Source organism: Streptomyces albidochromogenes (assembly GCF_005981925.1).
Taxonomy (GTDB): Bacteria; Actinomycetota; Actinomycetes; order Streptomycetales; family Streptomycetaceae; genus Streptomyces; species Streptomyces albidochromogenes.
This window is the reverse complement of sequence record NZ_VBVX01000214.1, coordinates 1-11793: the sequence shown is the minus strand read 5'-3', so window position 1 is coordinate 11793 and position 11793 is coordinate 1. Positions and strand designations below refer to the sequence as shown.

Sequence of the window (11793 nt, the reverse complement as noted above, 5' to 3'; positions counted from 1 at the left end):
GGCGTGGAGGGCATGGGGGCCTCGGATCCGGTCATCGGACGGTGACGGTGTAGACGAAGTACTCGGGACGGGTGCCCGGCTTCCCGGTGGCGGTGGGAACGGGTGTGTCGCTGGAGGACGTCGGTGACGGCTCGGGGTTGGCCTCGGAGGTGGAGCAGCTGCTGGAGTACGGGCAGTGGATGAGCTTGATCTCCGTCGTGCCGGGCTTGACCGCCTTGAAGTCGAAGGACCGCTCGCCGCTGCCGCCGCCTTCCACGTCCGGTCCGCCGGCTTCCGTTTCCTTGGACTGCCCCGCGCGCTCCACCACACTCGGATCGGGAGGGGGGCCGACCAGGTACCAGTCCTGCCCCATCGAGGGGCTGGCCGGGAGCAACAAGGTGAACGCGTCGCCCGCGTCGACCTTGATGGACCGCTCCTGCGGCCCGTACGTCTGGGGGCCGTTCAGGCCGCAGCCGGCCAGGGCCAGGGCGGACAGCGGCAGGGCGAGGGCCGCTGCGAGTCGGTGGCGCACGACGGGGTTCCTCACTCGGCCGGAAGGTGGACGGCGTAGGCGTCGGGCAGGTCCTTGTCGGATGCCTTGCCCATGCGTCCGTTGACGAAGTCGTCCTCGCTGACCCAGGTGGTCGTGCCCCAGGGGTTGTAGATCTGGAGCATGTCGCCCTCCTGACCGACGATCATCATCGAGTGGCCGGAACGCTCGCCGTCGGCGTTCGTCCCTTCGACGCCGATGGGGACCGGTTTGCCCTCCGCGACGGCCTTCTCGATGTCGGGCAGCACATCGCGGCGGGCGTCGGCGCTCCTGGTTTCCTGGAACTCGTACTCGCTGCCGGTGTGCGGGCTGATCTCCTTGTTGGCGATGGTGGTCTTGCCGTCGTTGTCCATGCCGTCGGGGGTGCTGCCGAAGGGGAAGTCGTACGCGTTGTCGCCGTCGCCCTCTTCGTGCACCCGCAACTGTTCGTCGCCCAGGCGCTCGCGGAACGCCGCGGGGTCGTCCTCCTGGCCCGACGGGCCACCGGTGAGTTCGAGGGCGTACACCGGGTCGACCATCGCCCGGCCGGTGACGACCGTGGACGGTACGCAGGTGTTGCCGTCCTGGGACCAGTTCTCACCATTGAACGCATGCGTGTCCGTGTTGTGGTTCGAGCCCTTCGCCGGGTCGACGCCCTCGTTGTTCATGCTGTCCCCCGCCGTCGTCACCGGCGTCAGGTGCCGCTGGAGCCAGGCCGGGTCCTTGCCGTGGATCTTGTCGCGGAACTCGGAGACCTCGTTCAGGTCGTGTCCGGCGGCCAGCGCCTTCACCAGGTACGCGCGCTCCTGGGGGGTCTTGGCCTCGGCGAGCATCCGCTCGAACTCCGCCTGGTCCTGGGCGTTCATGCGCTCCATGGCCTTGCCCGAGCGCTCCAGGTCGTTGGCGGTGAGCAGCTCGTTCATCTCGGCCGGTCCGCCGGTTCCCGAGATGTCCGCCAGGACGAGCCGGTCGGCGGCGGAGATGTTGTCCGTCTTCATTTTGCCCGCGCGGGCCTCGGCCGCGAACTTGTTCAGGTCGCGGGCGGCCTCGCGGGCCGCGTCGTCGGCCTTCTCCGCCGCCGCGTGCATGGTCTTCGCTCCCGCGCTCGCGATGTTGCGGGCCCGCAGCCGCTCCGCCTCCTCGGCGTCCTTCTCGACCATGTCGTCGAAGAAGCCGTCCTCGCCGCCGAGGATGCCGAGCGCCTCGCGCAGTTGCTCGCGGCCGCCCTTGTCCTCGGACTGGGCGGTGGTCAGGGCGTCGGACAGGAGGATCAGCGCCCTTCGCGCGCCGCGGATCGCCTCGTCCATCTGCGCGGCCGCTCGCGCCGCCGCCGCCACCACTTCCTGGGCCCTGGCGCCGGTGCTGCCCACCCAGGCGTCGGGCAGGCCCGTGAGGGCGACCTGCTCGACCCGGTCCTGGACGTCCCGCGCCGCGTCGGCCTGCTTGGCGTACCGCTCGGCGATGTCGTCGAGGGTGCTCGGCGAGCCGACGGGCGCCGAGACGTTCAGGGCGTTCTGGATGGCCTCGATGAGGGTGTTCTTGTCGTCGGCACCGGCGATGGACCGCTGGTACCCGGCGAGCTTCTCCCGGCGGTCGGTGGTGGATTCGCCTGCGGCGGGCATGGCTTCGCGGCCTCCGGTATTCGGTTCGGAGCAGTCGACAGGGGCGGGGAGGAGGGCCGTGCTCAGCCGAAGTCGGCGAGACCCACGGGCTGTGAGCCCGGCGGAGGCGGGCCGGGAGCCGGCATGGCCCGTACGCCGGGCGCGGAGCCGGCGGGTGCGGGGGCCGGCATGGTCGTCAGGCCGCCGCCGCTCGCCTGGAGGCCGTGCATGCTCTGGACGTCGGCGCCGTGGTAGTTCGCCTTCGAGACGCGGACCTTGTCGGCCAGCTCGTGCAGGGCGCTCTCCAGCACCTTGGCCTCGGCCTGCCACGCCTCGGAGAAGTTGTTGAACGCGGGGCCGGAGTCCGAGCCGCCGAGGGCGTCCGGTGTGTAGCAGAGCTGCTCCTGGAGAGCGGCGCCGATGTCACCGGTGTCGTCGCCCGCCCGGTCGAGCTTGTCCGCCTCGGCGTCCATCCCGCTCTTCTGGACGCGGTAGCCACCCTGTTGCGTCTGCCCGGCCATCTTCCCCCGCCTGCGAGCGTTCCCGATCTTGCGGGGGAAGATTAGCAGCAGGCGGTGACATGCCCACAACTACCGAGGAGCGCGGTCAGCGCCGTGACGCCTTCCTCGTCGCCCGCAGCCATTCCTTGTTCATCGCCGCGATGGACGGCAGCGGAATGCCCTTCGGGCAGGCGGTGGCGCACTCGCCGGTCAGGGTGCAGCCGCCGAAGCCCTCCTCGTCCATGGCGGAGACCATGTCGAGGACCCGGGTCTCGCGCTCGGGCGCGCCCTGCGGGAGGACGTTGAGGTGGTTGACCTTCGCCGAGGTGAAGAGCATCGCCGAGCCGTTCGGGCAGGCCGCGACGCACGCGCCGCAGCCGATGCACTCGGCGTGCTCGAACGCGAAGTCGGCGTCGGCCTTCGGCACGGGGGTTGCGTGGGCCTCGGGGGCGGCGCCGGTCGGGACGCTGATGTAGCCGCCCGCGCCGATGATCCGGTCGAACGCCGACCGGTCCACCACCAGGTCCTTGACCACCGGGAAGGCGCCCGCCCGCCACGGCTCGACGTCGACGGTGTCGCCGTCGTCGAAGTGCCGCATGTGCAACTGGCAGGTGGTGGTGCGCTCCGGCCCGTGCGCGTCGCCGTTGATGACGACGCCGCACGCCCCGCAGATGCCCTCGCGGCAGTCGTGGTCGAAGGCGACCGGCTCCTCGCCGCGCAGGATCAGCTTCTCGTTGAGCGTGTCGAGCATCTCCAGGAACGACATGTCCTCGGAGATGTCGTCGATGTCGTACGTGACCATGGCGCCGGGGGTGTCGGCGTTGCGCTGGCGCCAGACGCGCAGGGTGAGCCTCATGCGTAACTCCGCTGGGTGGGGTGGACGTAGGCGAACTCGAGGGCTTCCTTGTGCAGTACGGGAGCCCGGCCCGTACCGGTGAACTCCCAGGCGGCGGCGTACGAGAACTCCTCGTCCCTGCGCTCCGCCTCGCCGCCCTCGGTCTGGCTCTCCTCGCGGAAGTGGCCGCCGCAGGACTCGGTGCGGTGCAGGGCGTCGAGGCAGAGCAGTTCGGCGAGCTCCAGGTAGTCGACGACGCGGTTCGCCTTCTCCAGCGACTGGTTGAGCTCCTGGCCCGAGCCCGGCACCTTGATCCGGCGCCAGAACTCGTCGCGGATCTCCGGGATGCGGGCGAGCGCCTTGCGCAGGCCCTCCTCGGTGCGGGCCATGCCGCAGTACTCCCACAGGAGTTCGCCGATCTCCTTGTGGAAGGAGTCGGGGGTGCGGTCGCCGTCGACGGCGAGGAGCCGCTCCAGGCGGTCGTTGGTCTCCGCGACCGCGCGGACCGCCTCCGGGTGGCTCGCGTCGACGTCGTCGTGGTGGGGGTTGCGGGCCAGGTAGTCGTTGATGGTGGACGGCAGGACGAAGTAGCCGTCGGCCAGGCCCTGCATGAGGGCGGAGGCGCCGAGGCGGTTCGCGCCGTGGTCGGAGAAGTTGGCCTCGCCGATGGCGAAGAGGCCGGGGACGGTGGTCTGGAGGTCGTAGTCGACCCACAGGCCGCCCATCGTGTAGTGGATCGCCGGGTAGATGCGCATGGGCACCTCGTACGGGTTCTCCGCCGTGATCCGCTCGTACATCTCGAAGAGGTTGCCGTACTTCTCCTCGACGGCCTCGCGCCCCATGCGCCGGATCGCGTCGGCGAAGTCGAGGTAGACGCCCTGGCCGCCGGGGCCGACGCCGCGTCCCTCGTCGCAGACGTTCTTCGCGGCGCGTGAGGCGATGTCCCGTGGCACGAGGTTGCCGAAGGACGGGTAGATCCGCTCCAGGTAGTAGTCGCGCTCCTCCTCGGGGATGTCGGCCGGCGGGCGGGTGTCGCCCTGCGCCTTCGGGACCCAGATGCGGCCGTCGTTGCGCAGCGACTCGCTCATCAGGGTGAGCTTGGACTGGTGGTCGCCGGAGCGCGGGATGCAGGTCGGGTGGATCTGCGTGAAGCAGGGGTTGGCGAAGTACGCGCCGCGCTGGTGGGCCCGCCAGATCGCCGTCGCGTTGGAGTTCTTGGCGTTGGTGGAGAGGTAGAAGACGTTGCCGTAGCCGCCGCTGGCGAGGACCACGGCGTCGGCGAAGTACGTGTCGACACGGCCGGTGATCAGGTCGCGGGCGACGATGCCGCGCGCCCGCCCGTCGACGACGATCAGGTCCAGCATCTCGGTGCGCGGGTGCATCTCGACGTTCCCGGCCGCGATCTGCCGGGACAGCGCCTGGTAGGCGCCGAGCAGCAGCTGCTGCCCGGTCTGGCCCCGGGCGTAGAAGGTGCGCGAGACCTGTACGCCGCCGAAGGAGCGGGTGTCGAGCAGGCCGCCGTACTCGCGCGCGAAGGGCACGCCCTGCGCGACGCACTGGTCGATGATCTCGACGGAGATCTGCGCGAGGCGGTGCACGTTGGACTCGCGGGCGCGGAAGTCGCCGCCCTTGACCGTGTCGTAGAAGAGGCGGTGGACGGAGTCGCCGTCGTTGCGGTAGTTCTTCGCGGCGTTGATGCCGCCCTGCGCGGCGATGGAGTGGGCGCGGCGCGGCGAGTCCTGGTAGCAGAACTGGACGACGTGGTAGCCCTGTTCGGCGAGCGTGGCACCGGCGGCGCCGCCCGCGAGGCCCGTGCCGACGACGATGACGGTGTGCTTGCGGCGGTTGGCCGGGTTGACGAGCTTCGCCTCGAAGCGGCGGGTGTCCCAGCGCTCGGCGACGGGCCCGGAGGGCGCCTTGGTGTCGACGACCGGCGCGCCGGTCTCGTACGCGGTGTAGTCGGTGTACTCGCTCATGTCAGCCCACCACTCCAGTCATGACGGCGACCGGTACGGAGACGAACCCGGCGGTCAGGGCCAGCGCGAGGCCGTTGGCCGTCGCCTTGAGGATCCGGTCGCGCCGGGCGTTGCCCACGCCCAGCGTCTGCGCGGCGCTCCAGAAGCCGTGCCGGACGTGCAGCCCGACGGCGAGCATCGCCACGAGGTAGACGGCGTTGCCGTACCAGGTGCTGAAGGTCGCGACGACGTTCTCGTACGGGCGTCCCGGCTGGGCGTTCTCGTTCACCGTGAGCGTCGTCAGGTCCAGCAGGTGCCACGCGATGAACAGGGCGAGGATGATCCCGCCCCACCGCATGGTGCGCGTGGCGTAGCTCGTCCGCCGCCGCTTGTGGGCGTACTTGCTCGGCCGCGCGGCGATGTCCCGCCGGCTGAGCTGGTACGCCGCGACGCCGTGCAGCACGACGGCCGCGAGCAGCACGACGCGCACCCCCCACAGCGCCCACTCGTAGTGCAGGAGGGGCTCCCCCATGGTGCGCAGCCAGTGCGCGTACGCGTTGAACTCGCCGGAGCCGAAGAAGATCTTGAGGTTGCCGAGCATGTGGGCGACCAGGTACATCAGCATGATCAGACCGCTGACGGCCATCACCGTCTTCTTGCCGACGGTCGATCCCCAGAGCGAGCGGGTGAGGGACGGTCGTCGGTCCGTCCGCGTTGCCAGTGCCATGGCACCGACGCTAGGGCCGGAAGGGGTCAGAGGTCCAAGACATGGTCCGGCTCATGTCCATAGGCCACGCCTATCGCAGATATCGTGGGCGCATGCAGTTCCAGCAGCTTCTGTACTTCGTGACCGTCGCCGAGACGCTGCACTTCACGCACGCCGCCGAGCGGGTGCACGTCTCCCAGCCGTCCCTCTCCCAGCAGATCCGCGCCCTGGAGAAGGAGCTGGGTGCCGGCCTCTTCACCCGCGCCAGGGGAAACATCGCCCTCACCGACGCCGGCGAGGCCCTGCTGCCGCTGGCGCGCCGTATCCTCGCCGACGCCGACACCGCCCGCCACGAGGTCCAGGAGCTGGCCCAGCTGCGGCGCGGCCGGGTGCGCCTGGGGGCGACGCCGAGCCTGTGCACCGGGCTGCTCCCCGATGTGCTGCGCACCTTCCACGACCTGCATCCCGGCATCCAGCTGCTGATCGAGGAGAGCGGTTCGCACGATCTCGTACGGGAGCTGGCGCGCGGGGCGCTCGACCTGGCCCTGGTCGTGCTGCCGCTGCCCACACCGTCGCCCGCCCTGACCACGATCGAGCTGCTGCACGAGGACCTGGTCGTCGTCTCCGCCTCCTCGCTCCCCCGCCCCGGGCGGGGCAGGTCCGTGCGCGTCGCGGATCTGGAGGGCGAGCCGATGGTGATGTTCCGGCACGGGTACGACCTGCGGGAGCTGACCGTCGCCGCCTGCCGGGCCGAGGGCTTCGAGCCGTCGTTCACGGTGGAGGGCGGCGAGATGGACGCCGTGCTCGGTTTCGTACGGGCCGGCCTCGGGCTCGCGGTCGTGCCGCGCATGGTGGCCGCCCGGGCGGGGCGCGACCTGCGGGTCACGCCCCTGGCCCGGCCGGGCCTGCACCGTACGATCGCGCTCGCGCACCGCAGCGACGTGGCTCCGCCGCGCGCGGCGCGCGAGCTCCAGAACGTGCTCCTCGCCTCCCGGGCCGGTCAGACCGCGTCGGCCAGCAGCAGCGTGTGAATGCGGTCGGGCGCGCCGGGCCTGGCGTAGTACCAGCCCTGGGCGGTGTCGCAGCCCAGCTCGCGCAGCTGGGCGGCCTGGGCGCCCGTCTCGACGCCCTCGACCGTCACGGCCAGGTTCAGGCTGTGCGCCAGCGACACGATGCCCTCGACGATCTTCACGTCGACGGTGTCGGCCGGGTGCTGCTGCATGGACTGGGTGAAGGAGCGGTCCAGCTTGAGGACGCTCACCGGCAGCCTGCGCAGGTTGGCGAGGTTGGAGTAGCCGGTGCCGAAGTCGTCCAGCGCGATGTCGACGCCCATCTCGGCGAGCTGGCGCAGCGGCTTGAGGAGATCGTCGTCGGCCCCGATCAGGGCCGACTCGGTGACCTCCAGGCACAGGGCGCCCGGTTCGAGGCCCGCGCGCTCCAGCACGTCCACGGTGTCCGAGACCAGGCCGGGGTGGTGCAGCTGCATCGGTGAGAGGTTCACGTTGATGCGCAGCGGCCCGCCGTCGGTGTGCCGCTTCTGCCAGAACCTGGCCTGGCGTACGGACTCCTCCAGCACCCAGCGGCCGAGCGGCACGATCAGCCCGGTGTGCTCGGCGAGCGGGATGAACCGGTCCGGCCCGAGGACGCCGTGCTGCGGATGGCACCAGCGCACCAGCGCCTCGGCGCCGTGCACGCTGCCGTCGCCCAGGTGCACGAGCGGCTGGTACTCGATGAAGAACTCGCCCCGCTCCAGGGCCGCGGGCAGGGCGTTGGTGAGGCCGTGGCGGGTGATGGCGCGGGCGTCCGCCTCCGCGTCGGCGGTCTCGAAGCGGTTGCCGCCGGCCGACTTGGCGCGGTACATCGTGATGTCGGCGCTGCGCAGCACCTCGGCCGGGCCGCGTTCGCCCGCCGGGCCCTCGACGATGCCGATGCTGCCGCGCACGGTCAGGTCCCTGCCCTCGATGCGGATCGGGGACGCCAGCGCGTTCAGGATGCGGCCGGCGAGCTCGTCCACCTCCCGGCGGGTGTCGGGGCCGGTGGTCAGCGCCACGAACTCGTCGCCGCCGAGCCTGGCCACCATCTCGCCGGGCGCCGTGGCGCAGCTCTGGAGGCGGTCGGCGACCTCCACGAGCAGCCGGTCGCCGGCCGAGTGCCCGAGACTGTCGTTGACCGCCTTGAAACCGTCGAGGTCCAGGTAGCACAGGCCGAAGCGCATGCCGTCGCCCGCGGCCAGGGTCTTCTCCAGGCGCTCGAAGAACAGCGTCCTGTTGGGCAGTCCGGTCAGGGCGTCGTGGGTGGCCTCGTAGCGCAGGCGCAGGTTGAGCAGCCGCCGCTCGGTGGTGTCCTCCATCAGCGCGAGCTGGTACTGCGGCCGGCCGTCGGCGTCGCGCAGCAGCGACACCGTCAGGTTGGTCCACAGGACGGTGCCGTCGGTGCGGTAGTACGGCTTCTCGACGCGGTAGCTCTCCCGTTCGCCGCGCACCAGTTCGCCGTAGAGCTTCCACACGTGCGGCGTGTCCTCCGGGTGGACCCACTCGCTGACCTTCCGGCCGCGCATGTACTGGTCCAGGCCGCCGAACATCCGCATGAGCGCCTCGTTGACCTCCAGGATGTTGCCGTCGAGGTCCGCGATGCCGATCCCGATCGCCGCGCCCTCGAAGACCGCGCGCAGGCGGGTCTCGGTGGTGTGCAGCGCGCGCTGCGCCTCGGTGCTGGCCAGGAGCGACGACCGCGCGAGGGCCTCCTGCTCGGCGAGGGTCCGCTCGCGCAGCGCCTGCGCGAAGCCGGCGGAGAGCGCGTGCTGGAGCCGCGCGCAGCGGGCCCGGTGCTCCTCGGTCCGCGCCGGCGAGTCGTTCTCCCCGGCGCAGTACAGCACCAGGTACGAGTCGACCACGCCGAGCGTACGGACGAGCGCGTCCGGGTCGGTGCAGTGGGCGGCGACCAGGGCGGCGCCCACCTCGTACGCGGGCGCGGTGTCGAAGGGCCGCCGGTGCAGCGCGTCGCTCAACCGCCGGGCGAGCGGCAGCAGATGACGCTCGACCTCGGGGCGCGTCATGGAGGTGGCCGTGACGGGGAAGACCGCCCGGCTCCAGATCGTGGCGAACCGTCTGAGTCGGCCGTCCCGGTCGTCCAGCTCCTCCGGGTCGTCCGGGCCGGCCGCGGGAGCGCGTCCCGCCGGCCGCCCGGAGCCGGGCCCCGGCGCCCGCGATGGCACGCTCACGCCTTGCGTCCCACTCCGGCGAAGCCCGAGAAGGCGTACGGATCCTCCTGGGCGAGCGGGGTCTCGGGACGCCACTCGGCCATCGGGACGAGTCCCGGCTCGACCATCTCGTACCCCTCGAAGAACCGCTCGACTTCCTCGTGCGAGCGCATGACCAGGGGGTTCTTGATGTTCTGGTAGACCCCGACCGTGCCGCCGACCTGCTGCTCGGGCAGGGGGATCCCCTCGTAGGAGGCGTGGGTGAGGATCACCAGGCTGCCGGGGGCGAGCGCGTCGCGCAGGGCGGCCACGGCGGCCCGCGGGTCGTCGGCGTCCTCGACGAAGTGCAGTACGGCGACGAGCAGCAGCGCCACCGGCCTTTCCAGATCGAGGAGTTCGTTCACGACCGGGTCGCCCAGGATGTCCTGCGGCTTGCGCAGGTCGGCCGCGGCGATGCCGGCCCGCTCGTTCCCCGCGAGCACGGCCCGGCTGTGCGCCACCGCGACCGGGTCGTGGTCGATGTACGCGACCCGGGCCTCGGGGTCGGCCGCCTGGGCGACCTCGTGGACGTTGCCGAACGTCGGGATGCCCGATCCGATGTCGAGGAACTGCGTGACGCCCTCGCCGATCGCGAAGCGCACCGCGCGCCGCATGAACGCACGGTTCGCCTGCATGATCTTGGGAAGGCCCGGCATGAACTCCATTGCCTTGCGGGCCGCTTCCCTGTCGACCTCGAAGTTGTGCGAACCGCCCAGGTAGAAGTCGTAGATCCGGGACACGCTCGGCACGGTGAGGTCGATGCCCTGGGGTGCCCAGGCGGGTCGCTCCATCAATGTCTCCAACTCATCGCCACGGGACAGCCGGTCATGACCTGGACCGGTGTTCGAGCCGAGGCTACTGATCGGCAGGCATCAGAGCGAGCAAAAACGGAAATTAGCGGTCCGTTCTCGGTCACACGCCGCAGGCATGTGCGACACGAACGACCGGCCCGCTCCCGCCGGACGGGGCGGGAACGGGCCGGTCGGGCCGGGCGCCACAGCGTGGGGACGCTGCCGGACCTACTTGGGCGCGCCGACCAGCTTGCCCTCGGGAGAGACCGCGTACCAAGTGCCGCCAACGCCCTGGCCGTTGGTGTCACCCGGCTTCGCGTCGCCCGAGAAGGTGTAGACGGGCCAGCAGTCGATCGTCTGCTGCTTGATCCCGTCGGGGCGGTCGAAGACGACGAAGCCCTTCTTGAGGATGCCTTCGGTGTCGTTCTTCTCGACCGGCGGGACGACCGGCCACTTCTCCAGGCAGGCGCCGGTGCAGGCCGTCTTCATGGGCCAGGCCGAGTCCTTCTCGAACCGGTAGACCGTCATGCCCTTGGAGTCCACCACGATGTCACCGAGCTTGGGGTCCTTGCGTACGGACATCCCCGCGAGGTCGGGCTTCTGCGCCTCGCCCGCCTCACCGCCGCCGGCCTCGGCGTCACCGCCTCCCGCGCCCACAGCCGCCTTCTTGCCGTCGGGGGCGGAGGCGAACCACGTGCCGCCCACACCCTGCCCCTTGGCGTCGCCCGGCTTGGCGTCCTTGGCGAAGCGGTACATGGGCCAGCCGCCGACGGTGAGCTGCTTGGTGCCGTCCGCCCGCTCGACCTCGCCGAGCAGCGAGGCGTCGGTGCCCGGCGCGGCCGTCGCGTCGCCCGCCGGTACGACCGGCCACGCCTTCGCGCAGTCGCCCTCGCAATTCGACTTCGGCGGACTGACGGTGTCCTTGTCGAACCGGTAGAGCGTGAAACCCTCGCTGTCGGTGAGCACCTTGCCGAGCTTCTTGCTGTCCCAGACGGCGAGTTGGCCCGCCGCCTTGGCCGCGGCGGCCCCGCCGGCGTCGTCGCCGTAACCGGTCTTGTCCGAGCCGTAGCCGCCGTCGGCGGGCTGCTGCGCGGGGTTGGCGTTGCCCACCGCCTGCCCGTTGGGGGACTCGGTCACCGTGTCCTGACCGCACGCCGTCGTCAGCGCCATCACAGCCGCCGCCGTCACCGCGAGCGAGACGTTCCGCCAGGTCTTCATGTCGACTCCTGTGTACCGAGGGTGTGGTGCGACGCTCTGCGCGTCGCTCATGGCCCTAGGTACGGGCGGCGGGTGTCCGGGTGTTCAACGCGTTCGCAGAAACTTTCCCAACGACCTTCGCGACGGGCCCGACCATCTCAAACGCGAAGACGCGAAAGTCCCGCCCATAGGGGGAATTGGGCCGAACGGGCGCGTGCCGGACGTCTGCCCGGTCCATGCTCCGGGACGTGCACCCTCCGCTCCCAGGACGGCTGTTGGCCGCCGTGACCCTGATCTGGCTGCTGCTGGGCCCCGTGCCGGCCGTGGCCGACGACTGTTCGTACGCGTCCATCTCGCGCGACGGCCAGGTGTCGTCGGGCTCGGCGGTCGCCGGCGCGACCTGTACGGCGGGCCCGAAGCCCAAGCCGCCGCCACCGCCTCCGCCGCCGCCCGCCCCGGAGC

10 protein-coding genes and 1 pseudogene are annotated in these 11793 nt (G+C 71.2%); 2 read left to right on the top strand and 9 right to left on the bottom strand.

Annotation, left to right across the window (positions count from 1 at the left end; genetic code table 11):
* Window positions 1–31 precede the first annotated feature (31 nt).
* The 6 genes from E2E34_RS24020 to E2E34_RS23995 all read right to left on the bottom strand — a co-directional run bounded on the left by E2E34_RS24020 (window position 32) and on the right by E2E34_RS23995 (window position 6126).
* A complete protein-coding gene (locus E2E34_RS24020; protein ID WP_167518366.1) occupies window positions 32–511 on the bottom strand; it encodes a protease inhibitor I42 family protein in 480 nt (159 codons plus the stop codon).
* Between the two features lie 11 nt (window positions 512–522).
* Window positions 523–2130, bottom strand: coding sequence for a peptidoglycan-binding protein (locus E2E34_RS24015; protein ID WP_138903998.1), 1608 nt, complete (start codon window positions 2128–2130; stop codon window positions 523–525).
* A gap of 62 nt (window positions 2131–2192) precedes the next feature.
* Window positions 2193–2630 carry a type VII secretion target gene (locus tag E2E34_RS24010; protein ID WP_138903997.1) on the bottom strand — a complete coding sequence of 146 codons (438 nt, stop codon included), beginning with the start codon at window positions 2628–2630 and terminating at the stop codon, window positions 2193–2195.
* 85 nt (window positions 2631–2715) lie between these two features.
* The gene (locus E2E34_RS24005; RefSeq protein WP_138903996.1) at window positions 2716–3465 is read right to left on the bottom strand and encodes a succinate dehydrogenase/fumarate reductase iron-sulfur subunit; all 750 of its coding nucleotides are present in this window, start codon (window positions 3463–3465) and stop codon (window positions 2716–2718) included.
* Window positions 3462–5420, bottom strand: coding sequence for a fumarate reductase/succinate dehydrogenase flavoprotein subunit (locus tag E2E34_RS24000; protein ID WP_138903995.1), 1959 nt, complete (start codon window positions 5418–5420; stop codon window positions 3462–3464). The genes E2E34_RS24005 and E2E34_RS24000 overlap by 4 nt, the downstream gene beginning before the upstream one ends.
* Before the next feature lies 1 nt (window position 5421).
* Window positions 5422–6126, bottom strand: coding sequence for a succinate dehydrogenase cytochrome b subunit (locus E2E34_RS23995; RefSeq protein ID WP_138903994.1), 705 nt, complete (start codon window positions 6124–6126; stop codon window positions 5422–5424).
* Window positions 6127–6218: 92 nt separating this feature from the next.
* Between E2E34_RS23995 and E2E34_RS23990 the strand changes: the two genes are divergently transcribed.
* Window positions 6219–7136, top strand: a complete 918-nt coding sequence (locus tag E2E34_RS23990) for a LysR family transcriptional regulator (RefSeq protein WP_208765320.1) — start codon at window positions 6219–6221, stop codon at window positions 7134–7136.
* Here the strand turns inward: E2E34_RS23990 and E2E34_RS23985 are convergent.
* From E2E34_RS23985 to E2E34_RS23975, 3 genes are all read right to left on the bottom strand, one after another.
* Window positions 7106–9325: a putative bifunctional diguanylate cyclase/phosphodiesterase gene (locus E2E34_RS23985; RefSeq protein ID WP_425573302.1), complete on the bottom strand. Its 2220-nt coding sequence runs from the start codon at window positions 9323–9325 to the stop codon at window positions 7106–7108. The genes E2E34_RS23990 and E2E34_RS23985 overlap by 31 nt on opposite strands.
* Window positions 9322–10134, bottom strand: a complete 813-nt coding sequence (locus E2E34_RS23980) for an SAM-dependent methyltransferase (protein ID WP_138903992.1) — start codon at window positions 10132–10134, stop codon at window positions 9322–9324. The genes E2E34_RS23985 and E2E34_RS23980 overlap by 4 nt, the downstream gene beginning before the upstream one ends.
* Before the next feature lie 228 nt (window positions 10135–10362).
* Window positions 10363–11352 (bottom strand): SCO0930 family lipoprotein, encoded by a 990-nt coding sequence (locus E2E34_RS23975; protein WP_138903991.1) that lies wholly within the window; start codon window positions 11350–11352, stop codon window positions 10363–10365.
* Between the two features lie 254 nt (window positions 11353–11606).
* On the opposite strand from E2E34_RS23975, the pseudogene E2E34_RS23970 reads away from it, so the two are divergent.
* Window positions 11607–11793 (top strand): annotated as a pseudogene (locus E2E34_RS23970) (hypothetical protein); the annotation flags it as partial.